Annotated in this window: 12 protein-coding genes; 10 read left to right on the forward strand and 2 right to left on the reverse strand. The window is 64.5% G+C overall.

What is annotated here, in order from left to right; all coding sequences use genetic code 11:
• Nucleotides 1–7: 7 nt before the first annotated feature.
• The 9 genes from AC1DKY_RS19495 to AC1DKY_RS19535 all read left to right on the forward strand — a co-directional run bounded on the left by AC1DKY_RS19495 (nucleotide 8) and on the right by AC1DKY_RS19535 (nucleotide 13,435).
• Nucleotides 8–1,678 carry an arylsulfatase gene (locus tag AC1DKY_RS19495; RefSeq protein WP_441605272.1) on the forward strand — a complete coding sequence of 557 codons (1,671 nt, stop codon included), beginning with the start codon at nucleotides 8–10 and terminating at the stop codon, nucleotides 1,676–1,678.
• Between the two features lie 202 nt (nucleotides 1,679–1,880).
• Nucleotides 1,881–4,403 carry a spermidine synthase gene (locus tag AC1DKY_RS19500; RefSeq protein WP_477180033.1) on the forward strand — a complete coding sequence of 841 codons (2,523 nt, stop codon included), beginning with the start codon at nucleotides 1,881–1,883 and terminating at the stop codon, nucleotides 4,401–4,403.
• A gap of 28 nt (nucleotides 4,404–4,431) precedes the next feature.
• Nucleotides 4,432–5,412, forward strand: a complete 981-nt coding sequence (locus AC1DKY_RS19505) for an AAA family ATPase (RefSeq protein ID WP_441605274.1) — start codon at nucleotides 4,432–4,434, stop codon at nucleotides 5,410–5,412.
• Nucleotides 5,413–5,428: 16 nt separating this feature from the next.
• The gene (locus AC1DKY_RS19510; RefSeq protein ID WP_441605275.1) at nucleotides 5,429–6,379 is read left to right on the forward strand and encodes a DUF58 domain-containing protein; all 951 of its coding nucleotides are present in this window, start codon (nucleotides 5,429–5,431) and stop codon (nucleotides 6,377–6,379) included.
• A gap of 3 nt (nucleotides 6,380–6,382) precedes the next feature.
• The gene (locus AC1DKY_RS19515; protein WP_441605276.1) at nucleotides 6,383–6,883 is read left to right on the forward strand and encodes a DUF4381 domain-containing protein; all 501 of its coding nucleotides are present in this window, start codon (nucleotides 6,383–6,385) and stop codon (nucleotides 6,881–6,883) included.
• Nucleotides 6,870–7,892: a vWA domain-containing protein gene (locus AC1DKY_RS19520; RefSeq protein WP_441605277.1), complete on the forward strand. Its 1,023-nt coding sequence runs from the start codon at nucleotides 6,870–6,872 to the stop codon at nucleotides 7,890–7,892. The genes AC1DKY_RS19515 and AC1DKY_RS19520 overlap by 14 nt, the downstream gene beginning before the upstream one ends.
• 1 nt (nucleotide 7,893) lies before the next feature.
• Complete coding sequence (locus AC1DKY_RS19525) at nucleotides 7,894–9,513, forward strand: VWA domain-containing protein (RefSeq protein ID WP_441605278.1); 1,620 nt, start codon at nucleotides 7,894–7,896, stop codon at nucleotides 9,511–9,513.
• Complete coding sequence (locus AC1DKY_RS19530) at nucleotides 9,510–10,850, forward strand: BatD family protein (protein ID WP_441605279.1); 1,341 nt, start codon at nucleotides 9,510–9,512, stop codon at nucleotides 10,848–10,850. Before AC1DKY_RS19525 ends, AC1DKY_RS19530 begins: the two co-directional genes overlap by 4 nt.
• A gap of 116 nt (nucleotides 10,851–10,966) precedes the next feature.
• Nucleotides 10,967–13,435 carry a tetratricopeptide repeat protein gene (locus tag AC1DKY_RS19535; protein ID WP_441605280.1) on the forward strand — a complete coding sequence of 823 codons (2,469 nt, stop codon included), beginning with the start codon at nucleotides 10,967–10,969 and terminating at the stop codon, nucleotides 13,433–13,435.
• A 54-nt stretch (nucleotides 13,436–13,489) separates the two neighbouring features.
• On the opposite strand, the gene AC1DKY_RS19540 is transcribed toward AC1DKY_RS19535, so the two are convergent.
• Both AC1DKY_RS19540 and AC1DKY_RS19545 read right to left on the reverse strand, forming a co-directional pair.
• Complete coding sequence (locus AC1DKY_RS19540) at nucleotides 13,490–13,867, reverse strand: DoxX family protein (RefSeq protein WP_441605281.1); 378 nt, start codon at nucleotides 13,865–13,867, stop codon at nucleotides 13,490–13,492.
• A gap of 163 nt (nucleotides 13,868–14,030) precedes the next feature.
• On the reverse strand, nucleotides 14,031–14,840 hold the full coding sequence (locus tag AC1DKY_RS19545) for an SDR family NAD(P)-dependent oxidoreductase (protein ID WP_441605282.1): 810 nt from the start codon (nucleotides 14,838–14,840) through the stop codon (nucleotides 14,031–14,033).
• A 316-nt stretch (nucleotides 14,841–15,156) separates the two neighbouring features.
• On the opposite strand from AC1DKY_RS19545, the gene AC1DKY_RS19550 reads away from it, so the two are divergent.
• On the forward strand, nucleotides 15,157–15,777 hold the full coding sequence (locus tag AC1DKY_RS19550; RefSeq protein WP_441605283.1) for a hypothetical protein: 621 nt from the start codon (nucleotides 15,157–15,159) through the stop codon (nucleotides 15,775–15,777).
• Nucleotides 15,778–16,188 lie beyond the last annotated feature (411 nt).

Genomic DNA, 16,188 nt, shown 5'->3' on the forward strand with positions numbered 1-16,188 from the left:
GGTTCCCATGTTTCGCCCGTGGCAGCGCAGCAGATTGTTGACATCGATCACCACGGTGGTCGCGACGGCATTGCTCGTCGTGGCTGCCGTGACCATTCAACCGCCCACGGCCAAGGCACAGCCGCCGGCACAGGACCAACAGCAGAATCAGTCGGACAACGGCAAGCCCAACATCCTGGTGATTTTCGGCGATGACGTAGGGCAGTCGAACATCAGCGCGTATTCGATGGGCCTGGTGGGCTATCGCACGCCCAACATCGACCGCATCGCCCGCGAAGGCATGATCTTCACCGACTATTACGCCGAGAACAGTTGTACGGCTGGCCGCTCGACCTTCCTCACCGGTCAGACGGTATTGCGGACGGGTCTATCGAAGGTCGGCATGCCCGGCGCCAAGGCCGGTCTGCAGGACCGCGATGTCACCATTGCTCAGGCGCTGAAGGGTCAAGGCTATGCCACGGCGCAGTTCGGCAAGAACCATCTGGGCGACCGCGATGAATTTCTGCCGACCAAGCATGGCTTCGACGAATACCTCGGCAACCTCTACCACCTCAATGCCGAAGAAGAGCCGGAGCGTCCGTACTGGCCATCGAATGATCCGAATTTCCTGAAGGTCTACAACCCGCGCGGTGTGATGCACACCTTCTCGGATGGCAAGATCCAGGACACCGGCCCGCTCACCGTCAAGCGCATGGAAACCATCGACGACGAGACGACGGGCGCGGCGATCGGCTACATCCAGAAGCAGGCTCAGGCCAAGCAACCGTTCTTCGTCTGGATGAACTTCACGCGCATGCACATCTTTACCCACGTGCGTCCGGAGTACATCGGCAAGGCCGGCCTGGGCAAGGGCCATGAGTACGCCGATGGCATGTGGGAGATGGACCAGAATGTCGGCAAGCTGCTCAAGACACTCGATGACGCCGGCATCACCAAGAACACCATCGTGGTCTTCACCACCGACAACGGTCCGAACTTCTTCACCTGGCCGGATGCCGCCAATACGCCGTTCCGCAGCGAGAAGGATTCGAACTGGGAAGGTGCCTTCCGCGTACCCGCCATGGTTCGCTGGCCGGGTCATATCCGTCCCAATACGGTGAGCAATGCGCTGATGTCTGGCCTGGACTGGTTCCCGACTCTTGTGGCGGCGGCCGGCGAAGGCGACATCGTGAACAAGTTGGCCAAGGGCCTGAGCATCGGTGGAAAGTCGTTCAAAGTGCATCTGGACGGCTACAACTTCCTGCCGTATCTGACAGGGCAGAACAACACCAGACCGCGCGATGAGTTCTTCTATTTCGACGACGATGCGGAGCTCGTCGCGGTGCGATGGGATCCACTGGAGCCCGGCGCCGTCACGCCGGATGCTTGGAAGGCCGTGTTCTGCGAACAGCGCGCACCTGGTGGCCTGCAGATCTGGATGGAGCCGTTCACCTGCCTGCGTTTGCCCAAGCTCTACAACCTGCGCATGGATCCGTACGAGCGTGCCGATATTGGTCCGACCACCGGTTACTACCGTTGGGAGACCGAGAACGCCTACGTCACGGTGGAAGCCAACCTGCGCGCCGCGCGTTTCCTGGCAACGTTCAAGGACTATCCGCCGAGCCAGTCGCCTGACTCGTTCACCATCGACAAGGCGGTCCAGCAGCTGAAGATGGAACTGCAGAAGCAGGGCAAGTAATGACTGGCGAGAGATGGCATCAACGCCACTTGTCCTAAGTCAAAGGCAGGCTGCCCGCATCCGTGCGGGCAGTCTGCGTTTTAGGTGACTTTGTCTTCGATGTGACGGTGCGCAAGGCGCGCTTGCCCGCGGTTACTTAAGTAGCTCTACGCAGCGCGCCTGGTCCGTATACTCAAATGACATACCGTCCCGCGCGAGATCCATGCCCGCCATGAAGCCGCCACGCGTTGGAAAACATGCCTTTGTGGCGCTGCCCGTCAACGTCGCCACAGCGCACTGGTCGGCCGCCTTGTTGTTCGGCTCGGGCGCCGCGTCGCTGGTCTATCAATTGCTGTGGATCAAGCAGCTCTCGCTGGTGGTGGGCGTGGAGGTCTATGCCGTCACCATTGCCGTGAGCGCCTTCTTCGCGGGACTGGCCATCGGTGGTGCGTGGTGGGGACGTACCGCCGACGGGCTCTCTCATCCCTTGCGTCTTTATGCGTGGCTTGAAGTGGCAGTCGGTGTGCTTGGGGTGGGGGCGACCCTGCTGCTGCCGCACAGTGCCGAGCTCTTTGCGCAGTGGGAGCAACGGGTCGGCTGGCTCGCCTGGCTGCTTCCCTTCGTGCTCGTGGGCGCACCTGCGGTGGCGATGGGAGGCACGCTGCCTGTGCTGGTACGCGCCAGCGCCAGCGACAGCGTGGCCGGCACGGGCGGGCGGCTCTACGCGGCGAACACCGCAGGGGCCATTACCGGCGTGCTGGCCGCGCCGTTTGTATTGCTTCCAGCGCTTGGCGTGCAAGGAACGGCGCTGGCTGCGGCCGCCGTCAACGCGATTGCTGCTGCCGTGGCGTGGATGCTGGATCGTCGTCATGCCTTCGTACCGCCGGACAGCAAGGAAGCGCCGGTGGCGTCCCGTCGTTCCGCGCGCCTCGCGCTAACGCTCTATGCCATCGCCGGCGGCATCGCGCTGGGTTACGAAGTGATCTGGTCGCAGACCGTCGTGCAGTTCATGACCACGCGCGCCTTCGCGTTCGCCATGATGCTGGCCGTCTATCTGTTCGGATTGATGCTGGGCAGTGCGATCCACGCGCGTTTCGCCGATCGCGTACGCAACGGATGGTTCGTCTTCGGCGCGCTTATCGCGCTGGCGGGTCTCGTGGCTTTGCTGCAGGTCAGCGTGCTGGGCGAGTGGTTGCCGGCGCTGCAGAGCCAGGCGGCCAATGTGATGACGAGCCTCACCGGCAGTCGCCTCGCTGCGATGTGCGCGCGATTTGTCGTGGCCGCCATCGTGGTCGTGCTGCTGCCGACGCTGCTCCTTGGCGCCGCGTTTCCGGCGGTGCTGCGGCTATACGCGCAACCGGGACGCAGTGGCCGAAGTGTGGGTTTCGCGGTGGCCGTGAACACATTGGGCGGCATTGCCGGCACCGCACTGACGGGCTTCGTGCTGGTGCCGACGTTTGGACTGGTGCGTTCACTGGCCTTGCTTGCCATCGCGGCGGCGGTGGTGGGCGTGACTGCAGTGTTTGCGGGTTCCACATCGCGCGATCGATCGCGCTGGATCGTGCTCGCCGTGGGCGCCTGCACGTTGGTGATCGCGATACTGACGCCGCCACAAAAGCTCGCCACGTTGTTGGCGCAGGTACGCGGGGGCGAGCTCACCTATTATCAGGAGAGCCGTGGCGGCACGGTGGCAGTACTGGCACAGGGGCAGGGCGACAGCCGCTTCCATCGACTCTATATCCAGGGCGTGTCCAATTCCGGCGATACGCTGCCTTCTCAGCGCTATATGCGTCTGCAGGCCTTACTGCCGCTGATCATCCATCGCGGTGAGCCGCATTCGGCGCTGGTGATTGGTTTCGGCACCGGTATCACGGCGGGCGCACTGTCGCAGTATCCCGGCCTCACCACGCGCGTTTGCGCCGAACTTCTGCCTGCGGTGGTCCATGCCGCAGCGCAGTTCAAGGGCAATTACCAGGCGGGCAGCGACCCGGGTCTCGATATCCGTCTGCGCGATGGGCGCCGCGAACTGCTGGCCAACCCGCAGACCTATGACGTGATCACGCTGGAGCCGCCGCCGCCTTCGGCCGCCGGCGTGGTGAACCTGTATTCGCGCGATTTCTATCAGCTGGCATCGCGGCGTCTCGCGCCGGGCGGCATCCTGGCGCAATGGTGGCCCATCGCCACGCAGAACGACGAGGATTCGCGCGCCATGGTACGCGCCTTCCTCGATGCCTTCCCGCACGCCACGCTGTGGACCACCGAGCTTCACGAAATGCTGCTGGTTGGGTCCAACGAGCCGATCGAACTGGATGCGGCACGCATCGCGCAGCGCTTCAACCAACCGTCTGTGGCCCAATCGCTCGGCGACGTCGGCGTGGCTACGCCCGCTGCGCTGCTGGCGACGTGGGTCACCGATCGGGCCGGGCTGGAGCGCTACGCCGGCGACACTACCGCGGTGACCGACGACCGTCCGAGCATCGAATACGGGGCATGGCTGCGGCGCAACGAAATCGTCCGCGTACTGCCGGAACTGGTGACGCTGCGCACCGAGCCGCCGCTGCACGGGGCCGACGACCAACTGATCGATGCCATGCACACGCAACGCGACGTGCTGTTCACTTTCTACGCGTCAGGGTTGGCTGCGTATCAGGGCGATCGCGACCATTGGTCAGAAGCCCTCGGTCTGGTCATGCAGGCGGACGGCCAGAACCCCTATTACCGCTGGATCGCTGGCGGCGGACCGTGATGCGGTGGGCGACGGAGAGCGAGTGGACATGAATGCGAAAGAGGCCGTTGCGACGCTGCAGGCGCAGATGGAGACCTCCATCATCGGGCAGCGCGAGCTGATCCGTCAGATGATCGTGGGGCTGCTGGCCAATGGTCATCTGCTGCTCGAAAGCCTGCCTGGCCTGGCCAAGACGCGTGCGGTGAAGAGCATGGCCAAGAACCTCGATACCCAGATGCGCCGCATCCAGTTCACGCCTGATCTGCTGCCTTCGGACATCACCGGTACCGAAGTGCTGCACCAGAAGGACGGCCAGAACGTATTCCAGTTTCAGCCGGGCCCGATCTTCGGCAACGTCATTCTTGCCGACGAGATCAACCGTGCGCCGGCCAAGGTGCAGGCCGCACTGCTCGAGGCGATGGAGGAGCGGCAGATCACCGTCGCCGGCACTACGCACAAGATGCCGGATCTGTTCATCGTGATGGCCACGCAAAACCCGATCGAGCAGGAAGGCACGTATCCATTGCCCGAGGCGCAGCTCGATCGCTTCCTGATGAAGGTGCTGGTCGACTATCCGGACAAGGACAGTGAGATCAGCGTGCTCGAACTGGTGCGCAGCGAGGAAGTGGGGGCATCCCATGGTGCGGGTGGGGGGCAGGATTCGCGTATCGCACCGGCCAGCGTGTTCGAAGCGCGTGGCGAGATCCATGCCATGCATGTGGCGCCGGCGATCGAGCAATACATCATGGCCCTGGTCGATGCCACGCGCCATCCTGCCAACTACGACAAGACCCTGGCCACCTGGATCCAGATCGGCTCCAGTCCACGCGGCGGCATTGCGCTGGAACGCACCTCGCGCGTCCATGCATGGCTGGAAGGGCGCGACCATGTCACGCCCGATGATGTGCGTGCGATGGTGCATCCCGTGCTGCGCCATCGCCTGATGCTTTCCTACGACGCCAGCGCCGAAGGCATCCATGCCGATCAGGTGATCGACAAGATTCTGGAGCTGGTGGCCGTGCCGGCCTGAGCGGGAGATCGGTGCGATGGCAGCGGTATCGGACAGCGACATTGGTACGGTCTACGTCACGCCTTCGTACCTGGCGCGGATGGAATTCGATGCGCGCCGCCTGCGAGCCACGCCGCACCGCCCGCATCACAGCATTCTTGCGGGAAGACATGCATCGCGCCTGCGCGGACGCGGCCTCAATTTCGAGGAGATCCGTGCCTACGTGCCGGGCGACGATCTTCGTCATCTGGACTGGAAGGCGTCCTCGCGCGTGGGTCATGCCCTGGTGCGCTCGTACACGGAGGAACGGGATCGACCCGCGCTGTTCGTGGTGGACCAGCGCATCTCGATGTTCTACGGCACGCGCCGCGCGATGAAATCGGTGGTGGCGGCGGAGTTGGCGGCACTGGGCGCGTGGATGTCGTTCCAGGCTGGCGACCGTGCCGGCGCGGTAGTGTTCGATGACAACCATATCCAAAGCATCCGCGCCCATCGCAGCCGATCGCGCCTGCTTGCGATGCTTGGCGCGTTGGCGCGCAGCAACCAGGCCTTGCGCGCGGATGATCCGGTGCGCATCAATCCCGGGCAACTGGATGCCGCGCTGCGTGCCGCACTGCATCTGGCGACGCACGATTACCTGGTCTTCATCGTCAGCGATTTCCTGGGGGCGGACGAAGAGACTCTGCAGCTGATCCGTGAGCTGGCCACGCACAACGACGTTGTCGCCGCCCTGGTGTTTGATCCATCCGCCCGCGCGATACCGGACCGGGGCAAGATCGTCGTCACCGAGGGCGAGCTGCAGGTGGAGCTGGATTTCGACCGCAAGACGGTTCGCGAGCCGCTGAGCGTCATGTTCGACCGGCGCCTGCAGGAAACCGTCGAACTGGTGCAGCGTTGCGGCGTGCCCATGCTGGCCATCGATACCGAACAGCCCACGCTCCTGCAGGTGGCGCGCATGCTTGGGCGCTTCGCCCTGCGCGGGAGGTAGGCGGTGCTATTGCTTCCCGACAAGCCGATGGCATCGATTGCGGATCTCAAGGATATTCCGGCGCCGCCGCCGGTGTCCTACGCACCGCAGACCGCCGGATGGTGGGTAGTCGGCGGCCTGATCGTGCTCGGCTTGCTGCTGTACGCGTTCTTTCGTTGGCGCAGGTGGCGGCGCAATCGCTATCGGCGCGAAGCGCAGGTCGAGCTGGACGCCATCGAGCGCGCGGCGAACGATGCGGCCACGCGCCATGAGGCACTGGCCGCGCTGCCCGTGCTGGTCAAGCGCACGGTGCTGTCGTGGGCGCCACGGCAAGAGGTGGCGCCGCTGACGGGCGAAGCGTGGCTACGTTATCTCGATCGGACCTATCCCCGCGGTGGATTCGTGCAAGGGCCGGGGCGTCAGCTCGATGCACTCGCTTACGGGCCGCGTGAGCTCGGCAAGGACGAACTCGCTGCCTTGATGGCACTGCTGCGCCACTGGATCGACGACCATGTGGCAGCTTGAGCACCCCTGGCTGCTGCTGGTGTTGCCTCTGCCGCTGCTGGTGTGGTGGCTGTTGCCGCCGTACGGCGAACGCACGCGCGCTGTGCGCGTGCCGTTCTTCGACGAATTGACCAAGGCTACAGGTCAAACGCCCGCGCGTGGTGCCGTCGTATTGCGTGGCAACTGGCTGCGCCGCGTGCTGGCGCCATTGTGCTGGGCGTTGGTCGTGCTGGCCCTGGCCGGACCGCAGCATCTGGAGCCGCCGATCGAACGCACTGAATCGGCGCGCGATCTGCTGCTGGCGATCGATCTGTCCGGTTCCATGGCCACGCCTGATTTCCTGGATCCACAAGGGCAGCGCATCGATCGCTTGAGCGCCGTGAAGGGCGTGGTCGATGATTTCATCGCCCATCGCACGACCGATCGCATCGGCCTGATCGTGTTCGGCACCAACGCGTTTCCGCAGGCGCCGTTGTCGCTCGACCATGTGGCCGTGCGCGAGTTGCTCGACGAGCTGCGCGTAGGCATGGCGGGCGAACAGACGGCCATTGGCGACGCCATCGGCGTGGCCGTGAAGATGACCGAACATTCCCAGCAACGCGAGCGCGTGCTGATCCTGCTGACGGATGGCAACGATACGGCGGGCCGCATTCCCGCGGACAAGGCTGCCGAGATCGCCAAGGCCGGCCATATCGTGATCCATACCATAGGCATCGGCGATCCGATGGCCAAGGGTGAAAACCGCGTCGACCTGGACGCACTCAAGCGCATTGCCAGCGCCACGGGCGGGCGCACCTTCCGCGGCGAAAACCGCGAACAGCTGGCCGGCATCTATGCACTGCTCGATCGCGTGACACCCAGCAAGGTGAAGCATTCGGTCTACCGGCCGAAGGTCAGGCTCTACTACGTTCCCCTGGGAGCTGCACTGCTGTTGATGATCGCCTATCACCTGGTGATGCTTGGCGTGTTGGCGCCGCTGGCACGCCGCCGCGACATGTCCCGGCTGTCGCCCGGTACGTCGGAGAGCTGAGATGGAACAGGGCTTTCATTTCATCCGACCGCTGTGGCTGCTGTTGCTGCCGGCAGGGCCGTTGCTGCTGTGGTGGTGGGGCCGTCGCAACGATCCGCTGCAACGCTGGAAAGGCATGATCGCGCCGCACCTGCTGGCGCATCTGGTGGTCGGCGACAGCGAGCGCTGGCGTCCCCGTCCCATTCACCTGGTCTGCGCTGTGCTCGTGCTGGGCAGCATTGCCTGCGCCGGCCCCACGTGGGAACTGGAATCGCCGCCGTTTGCGGAGGACCGCGCGCCGCTCGTCGTGGCGATGGATCTCTCCGCGGCGATGAACGCGATGGATGTCTCGCCCACGCGGCTGGAGCGCGCCAAGCAGAAGGTGCGCGACCTGATGGCCCTGCGCGTGGGCGGCCGCACCGGCCTGATCGTCTACACCAGTTCGGCACATATGGTGTTGCCGCCCACCGACGATGCGGCATTGATGGAAATGTTCCTTTCGGCGCTGAGCACCGACCTGCTGCCAGCCGGCAAGGGACTCAACGCAGGCGCCGCACTCGCGCTGGCCGACAAGCTGCTCAACGCGGAAAGCGATCCGGGCACCATCGTGTTCTTCACCAGCGGGTTCGACGATGCACAGATCCCGGCGTTCGTGGCGCATCGGCAGCACTCGCGACAGCAGGTGTTGATGCTGGCGGTGGGCACCACCGAGGGCGGTCCATTGCGCGGGGCCAATGGCCAGATCCAGACGGGATCGGATGGCACACCACTCAACGCCAAGCTTGATGACGGCGCGCTGCAGCGGCTCTCCGCGCAAGCGCATGTTCCACTGGCCAGCATCACCTCAGGTGGCGAAGACATGCAATGGGTGCAGCGCGAGGCCGTGCATCACCTGCAGATCGTCAAGGACAAATCGTCGGTGCACTGGAAGGAGTATGGCTACTTCCTGTGCTACCCGCTGGTGCTGATCGCGCTGTTCTGGTTCCGGCGCGGCTGGATGGTGCGCTGGGTGTTCGTGCTCGGCGTTGCCGGGCTGGCCATGCATCCATCATCCGCGATGGCGGCGGACTGGCATGTGGCCGACTGGTTCTTCACCCCCGATCAGCAAGGCCGCTGGTACTACGAGCATCGCGATTTTGAGAAGGCGGCCCAGCATTTCCAGGATCCCACCTGGAAGGGCTGGGCGTTGTACCAGCATGGCCGCTGGGACGATGCGCGCAAGATTTTCGAGACCTTGCCGGGTGCGGATGCGAAGTTCATGACTGGCAACAGCTATGCCCACCAGTTCGAATACGAGGAAGCCGAGGAAGCCTACGACGAAGCGCTGCGCCTGCGTCATCCCTTCCCGGACGCCGAAGCCAATCTGCGCCTGATGGTCACGCTGATGAAGCAGCGGGAGAGCGTGCCGGCCGAGGACGAGGACGACGAAAGTCGCCCCGACCAGGTCAAGCAGGACAAGGAGGGCGCCAAGGGAAAAGGCAAGATGCAGGTGACGGGCAAGCGTCCCTCGCAGCTGCCCGCCGATGTGTGGATGCGCAACCTGAGCGTGTCGCCTGCGGATTTCCTGCGCACCAAGTTCAGCATCGAAGAGGGCCAACCGGCACCCGCGCCCGCCAGCAGTGCGGCAGGCCCGCAGCCATGAAGTGGCTGATCGCATGCCTGCTGTATCTGAGCGTCGTGCTTGCTTATGCCGACGAGCCACAAGCACCACCCGCACCGCCGCCCGTGCGGGTACGCGTGCACCAGGAGCCGGTGGGCACCCTGATGCAGGGCGAGACGGCTCGCATCGTCGTGGATGTACTGACGTCGGATTTCTTCATCGACGCACCCGTGCTGCCGGAGCTGCACATCGACGGCGCCTATTTGTCGTTGTCGGCCGAAACCCCGGGGCATTTGGTCGAGACGGTGGACGGTCAGTCGTGGTCCGGCGTTTCACGCACGTATCTGATCACGCCCCTGATGTCGGGGCCGATCGACATTCCGTCGTTCGAGATCACCGCCCATCTCGGCGCTCAACGCACGCCAGTTGCCGTGCAGACCCAGCCCCTGTCGCTGGAGGTGAGGGCGCTGGTGCTGCCAGCCGGCGTCACCGAGGCACTCATCGCCCGCTCGCTCAAGATCACCCAGACCATCACGCCGGAGGACGGCGGGCTGCATGTCGGCGACACACTGACGCGTCGCATCGAGATATCCGCCGAAGGCGCGCCGGCGATGATGTTGCCGCCCAGCACGTTCGCGCCGGTGGACGGGTTGACCTTGTATCCGGCCTCGCCGGTGGTGCGCGATGCGGTGGATAACCACGGCGGTTTCGTCGGTGGCACCCGCGTGGACACGGCCAGCTACGTGATCGATCACCGTGGTCGCTACACCTTGCCGCCGATCAGCGTGCGCTGGATGGACAGCCGCACGCACGAATGGCGCGAGAGCACCGTGCCAGCTGTGCATTTCCATGCATGGTGGGGAGCGGCGAACAAGCCGCGATTTGCGTTACCGCAGCGTGGTTTCATGCCACGGCTGATCGGCTGGTTCTCCAGCGATGCAGGACTGGCCGTGTTGACGCTTGCCGTGCTGGCGGGGCTTGGCTGGTATTTCCGTGCATGGTGCGCGAGGCAATGGCAGCGGTGGAAAGATTGGCGATACCGCTGGCGCCATCGTGAAGCCGTCGCCTTCCGCGCCGTTCGCCGTCGGCGCGGCGAAGCTTCAGCGGTCGCGCTGTCGCAAGCCATCGACGCGTGGGTGCGACGGGCCGCGGACGATGGCGCACCCGCCAGCATCGACGCCTGGGTGTCGCGCCATGGCGATGCCGCGCTGCGCGATCAGTGGAACGCGCTGCAGGATTCGCTGTATGGCGGCAACGGCTCGCCATGGTCCGCCAACGCACTGGTCGATGGGCTTGCCGCCGCAAGGCGCCAGTGGAAGCGCAGTCGCTGGCGCTGGCGACAACAGTCGGCGTTGCCGCCGCTCAATCCCGCCGCGTGAAGCGCGGCGCGCATTCACGGCGTCATCGCAGATACCCGTTACCATGCCCGCGCGGCTGTTGAAACACAGCGCCACGGGAAGCGGCGCATACACTCGTACAGGTTTGGGGAGAGGGCATGGGGCGTTCCAGGAAGAGCCACGGCAAGCGCTCTGGCAAGAGCGCGTCCGCGCGTCCCGCCGCACCCGCAAGCGCGCCCCCGTCGACCGAAGAGCGTCGCGGGCTCTGGTGGCTTCCGCTCGGCGTGGCCTTGCTGGTGCTGGTGGTGCTGGGCATCTGGTGGCTGCGCGTGCCGGCACCTGGTGTGGCCACCACGCCCGTGGCCTCCGTCGCCTCGGCGCCAACACCACCTGCCGCCGCGTTGCCGCCGGCGCACTATGTGGGCACGCAAGCGTGTGCTTCATGCCATGCGAAAGAGACCCAGGCCTGGCAGTCATCGCATCACGCGCTGGCCATGCAGGTGGCCAATGAGCAGACCGTCGAAGGTCATTTCGAAGGTGCGCTGAAGCAAGACGGCGCCGTCGCCAGTTTTTCCAAGCGAGGCAGCTCGTATACCGTCAAGACGGACGGTCCCGACGGCAAGCCCGGCGAGTTCGAAGTGAAGTACACCTTCGGCGTCTATCCATTGCAGCAGTATCTCGTCGCGTTTCCCGATGGCCGTCTGCAGGCGCTGCGCGCGTCATGGGACGCGCGCCCGGCAGCCGAAGGCGGGCAGCGCTGGTTCAATCTGTATCCCGGCGAGCATATCGACGCGCACGACACGCTGCACTGGACGCGCCTGAACCAGAACTGGAACTACATGTGCGCCGACTGCCATTCCACCCATGTGCAGCGCAACTACGACCTGGCGAGCAACACCTTCAAGACGAGCTGGAACGAGATCAACGTCGCCTGCGAAGCCTGCCATGGTCCAGGTTCGCGTCATATGGAATGGTCGAAGGCGGGGCAGGCGGCGCAGCATGCCGATCCATCGATGGGCCTGGCCATCGCGCTCGACGAGCGCAAAGGCGTGCGCTGGATTCCCAACCCGGCCAGCGGCAACCCCGCACGCAGCGCACCGCTGGCGACGCATCGCGAGGTGGAAACCTGCGCGGTCTGCCATTCGCGCCGCAGCATCATTGCCAAGGACACCGCGCCCACCGGTCGGCTGATGGATACGCACGACCCCGTGCTGCTGGCCGAAGGCCGCTATCACGCCGACGGTCAGCAATTGGATGAGGTGTATGTGTATGCCTCTTTCATGCAAAGCCGCATGTACGCCAAGGGTGTGACCTGCAGCGACTGCCACGATCCGCATACCGGCAGGACGCGCGCGCAGGGCAATGCCTTGTGCGAGAGCTGTCATACCCCCGCGGTATACGACACCGCGGCACACCACATGCACAAGGATGGCAGCGCAGGTTCGCAGTGCGTGGCCTGCCATATGCCCTCGAAGAATTACATGGTGATCAATGCACGTCCGGATCATTCCATCCGCGTGCCGCGCCCCGATCTCACCGTGCAGTACGGCGTGCCCAACGCTTGCGCCAACTGCCACGCCGACAAGGGCGCGCCGTGGGCTGCCGATGCGATCGCCAAGGCGCATGGTCCCGAGCGCAAGGGCTACCAGCATTTCGTCGAGGCATTGGATGCCGCGCGTCGTGGCAAACCGGGTGCGTCATCCCTGCTGACCACACTGGCGGCCGATGCCAGCTCGCCAGTCATTGCACGCGCCACGGCGGTCAACGAGCTCCGTCGTTACGCCAGCCCCGATGCGTTGCCCGCGATCCAGTCCGCACTGGCCGATGCAGATCCGCTCATGCGCGCCGCCGCACTCGATGCTTTGCTCGCCTTCCCGACACAGGTACGCGGACCACTGGCGGCGCCGCTGGCCGACGATGCAGTACTCGATGTGCGCGTGAAAGCGGGCCGCGTGCTGGCCGGCGTGCCCGATTCGCAGCTCGACGTCACGCAGCGCAGCGCGCGCGATCGTGCCTTCACCGCGTATCAGCAGGCGCAGGCGGCGATTGCCGATCGTCCGGAGTCCCATTACAACCTTGGCGTGGTCTATGTTGAGCGCGGCGACACGGCGGCAGCGGAACAGGCGTTTCGTCAGGCCCTCAAGCTGCAGCCGGACTTTGTGCCGGCCTATGTGAATCTCGCCGACATGTATCGAAACGGCGGTCATGAGGCACAGGCGGAGGGCGTCATCGACGAGGGTTTGCATGCGGTTCCTGGCAACGCCAACCTCCTGCACGCCAAGGGCTTGTCGTTGATCCGGCAGAACGAGACGAAAGAAGCCATGCCATGGCTCGAGCGTGCCCACCGCGCCGAACTGGACAATGCGCGGTTCGCTTACGTCTATGGCGTGGCGTTGAATTCCGCAGGCAAGAACGAGCAGGCGCGCACGCTATGGGAAGCAAGCCTACGCGCGTCACCCTACGATGCGTCGCTGCTGTTTGCGCTGGCCGGTGCGGAGCGAGATGCGGGCCATGCGGACAAGGCCCGCGAGTACGCCGAGCGCCTGGTGGCCGTGGCCCCGCGTTCGCGCGAAGCGCACGAACTGCTGCAAAGCCTGGGCGGTGACAACACGCCCGTCTTCCATTGATCGGGCCAGCTGCCACCTGGCGCGCACCATCGCGCCAGGGTCGGTGGAACCGCCTTATCGCTTGTCCAGCGAGTACCTCCCGGGGCCGGCAATCACCAGCAACAACAGTCCGCCGGCGATGCTCACGTTCTTGTAGAAATTGATCATCGTGCCGACGCGCTCGGGATCGACCATATGCCAGAACTGATGGCCGATCACCGCGGCAGCCAAGGTATAAAGGCCCAACAGCAAGGCCAGCGGCCGCGTGTAGAAGCCCACCACGATGGCCAGTCCCACGACGAACTCCATGATCACCGCGATGCCGGCCGTGGCCGCTGGCATCGGGACGCCAACGGAACCCATATAAGCGACGGTCGCGGAAAAGCCCTCGATCTTGTTCCATCCGAAGATAACAAACAGAACCATCAGCAGAAGGCGGGCAAGCAGAAGCATGCCGTCCCTGCTGTCTGCCAGTAACGTATATCGCATGGTCGTTCTCCCATGACTCTACGCAAGGCATGCGGGTAAGAGGCCCGCGTGGATCGCACCAATGCGCGGTGCGGTCGAGCACACTATAAGCCTGCACGCGTGCAATGGCGTAGCCGGCGTTCTCAGTTCAGGCGTCTTCGGGGATATCGCTCTTATAGCGATCGGCCGCCACGTCGCGCGACAGCTCCGGAGCCATTCGGCGGCGCGCCTCGTCGTAGCGGTTCCATGCTTCGATGTCGGGCAGCGAAGGAATCGTCACCACTTCGCCCTGGTCATAACCAGAAAGCGCGGCGTCCACCATTTCGTCGACTTCCATGATCATGTGCGCGGGGATGGCATCGAGGCCCGCCTGGGTCCAGATCTCAGTGCGCGTCACGCCGGGCAATACGCACTGCACGCGGATGCCGCGCTCGGCCACCTCCTTGTGCAGCGCGAGGGTGTAAGTCAGCACATAGCTCTTGCTCGCCGCATAGGCGCCACCAAACAGCTCGGGCGCAATGGCCAGCGCCGATGCGATATTGATGATGCTGCCGTGGCCGCGCGTCACCAGCCGCGGGAGCAGGGCGGCAACCAGCCGCGAGGGCGCGGTGACGTTGAGCTCGATCATGGCCTGCACGTCGTCGGGCGAGGTCTGCGCGAGTACCGATCCGCCGCTGCGGCCTGCGTTGTTCACCAGGATGCCGATGGCCGCATCATCGCGCAGGCGCTGTTCGACTTTGGCGAGTTCGGATTGCGAGGTCAGGTCGGCCGCAAAAACGTCCACTTTCACGTGATATTCACGGGAAAGTCGCGTTGCGAGTGCTTCCAGACGCTCCACTCGGCGCGCCACCAGCACCAGCGGGTGGCCGCGCTGGGCGAAACGGTCGGCATACGTGGCGCCAATGCCGGTGGAGGCGCCGGTGATAAGGACGGTGTCGAGCGGTTCGGCAACGGACATGAGCGATGACTCCGCAAGTATGGATGGCCAGATCGCGTGACTCGCCGCGATGCATGCCGGCAAGCTTGCTCCCCGTCGACGGCGCTGTCACGCCCCGCGGGGTTCGCACGAGCCGTAAAAGTACCTAGCACTCTTGGGTGGTTTTACGCTCGTGGGCCGCGACGTCCTGACCGAACATGATCGGGCGAGGGGACGCCCATCACGCCGACGTGAAACACCGTCACGCGGGCCCTCCAGGAAACTGGCCGGCGCCTGGCGTCCGCCTTCCAACGCACCAACCGCCAAACGGCGATCGACACCCAAAGGAGACAAGCTCATGAAGACATTCCAGCATTCCACGGCATGTGTGCTGGCCGCGGCGATGGCGATGTCCGCGCCCATGTTTGCGACGGCACAACAGGCTGCCTCCGAGTCTGCGGTCAATTCAACGGTGCACGAGCTGGGTCGCGAGGACAAGACGATCACGGCAACCGTCGTATCCGTCGATCAGGAAAAGCGCCTGGTCACCTTGAAGGGTCCCAAGGGCAAGGAAGTCACGGTGCAGGCTGGCCCCGATGTGCAGAACCTCGACAAGCTCAAGGCCGGCGATCAGGTGACAGCGCACTATCAGGCCGCGGTGGCTTTGCAGGTGATGTCCGCAGACAGCGCCCAGCCAGGCGTGGATTATTCTGCAGGCCAGTCTTCCGCACCCAAGGGCAGCGAGCCGGGCGCCAAGGCAAGTCAGAGCGTCACGGTGACGAGCAGGCTGACTGCGGTAGACCTCAAGCACCACACCATCACCGTGGCCGGTCCGGACGGCAAGAGCCGCACGATCGAGGTGAAGGATCCGGAGCGCCAGGCGCAACTGAACAAGCTGAAAGTAGGCGATATGATGGTCGTCACTTATGTCGAGGCGTTGGCGTTGACGGTGACGCCGAAGGGGAAGGCGGCGAAGTAAGGTGGGGCTTGAGGGGGCCGCGTGGCGGCCCTTTCTTGCTTGGTATCGTTATGCGGCTGGTGTTGATCTTGATGCTGGGCGCAGATTTGGTTTTTGCTTGGTGTCTCGGTGGGCGAGGTTGTTTTTTTGCGCGACATCCCGGCGGAGGCCGGACCTTGGCTTGTCATTCCGGCGCAGGCCGGAAGGGCTTTTCAAGCGCCGCATGGCTGGTCATCCAGAGCCCCGGTGCTTAGTTGTTGCGTTGACGCCAGGGTGCCGCCTGCGCGGCGGGCGTTTCGATCGGCTGCCGCCGCTCGAGTCACTTTTCTTTTGCTGGCCCAAAAGATCCCACGGGACTAGCTTCGCGTCGAAAGTAACCCAAAGAAAATGGCCTGATAACGCCCGCAGCATCGTGCTGGGATAAGCCCGAAC

This window comes from Dyella sp. 01N448, from assembly GCF_056399225.1.

What these genes read in the sequence shown, in the direction of transcription:
- AC1DKY_RS19495 (WP_441605272.1), top strand. Translation starts at nt 8, where the DNA reads ATGTTTCGCCCGTGGCAGCGCAGCAGATTGTTGACATCGATCACCACG.
- AC1DKY_RS19500 (WP_477180033.1), top strand. Translation starts at nt 1,881, where the DNA reads ATGCCCGCCATGAAGCCGCCACGCGTTGGAAAACATGCCTTTGTGGCG.
- AC1DKY_RS19505 (WP_441605274.1), top strand. Translation starts at nt 4,432, where the DNA reads ATGAATGCGAAAGAGGCCGTTGCGACGCTGCAGGCGCAGATGGAGACC.
- AC1DKY_RS19510 (WP_441605275.1), top strand. Translation starts at nt 5,429, where the DNA reads ATGGCAGCGGTATCGGACAGCGACATTGGTACGGTCTACGTCACGCCT.
- AC1DKY_RS19520 (WP_441605277.1), top strand. Translation starts at nt 6,870, where the DNA reads ATGTGGCAGCTTGAGCACCCCTGGCTGCTGCTGGTGTTGCCTCTGCCG.
- AC1DKY_RS19525 (WP_441605278.1), top strand. Translation starts at nt 7,894, where the DNA reads ATGGAACAGGGCTTTCATTTCATCCGACCGCTGTGGCTGCTGTTGCTG.
- AC1DKY_RS19530 (WP_441605279.1), top strand. Translation starts at nt 9,510, where the DNA reads ATGAAGTGGCTGATCGCATGCCTGCTGTATCTGAGCGTCGTGCTTGCT.
- AC1DKY_RS19535 (WP_441605280.1), top strand. Translation starts at nt 10,967, where the DNA reads ATGGGGCGTTCCAGGAAGAGCCACGGCAAGCGCTCTGGCAAGAGCGCG.
- AC1DKY_RS19540 (WP_441605281.1), bottom strand. Translation starts at nt 13,867, where the DNA reads ATGCTTCTGCTTGCCCGCCTTCTGCTGATGGTTCTGTTTGTTATCTTC.
- AC1DKY_RS19545 (WP_441605282.1), bottom strand. Translation starts at nt 14,840, where the DNA reads ATGTCCGTTGCCGAACCGCTCGACACCGTCCTTATCACCGGCGCCTCC.
- AC1DKY_RS19550 (WP_441605283.1), top strand. Translation starts at nt 15,157, where the DNA reads ATGAAGACATTCCAGCATTCCACGGCATGTGTGCTGGCCGCGGCGATG.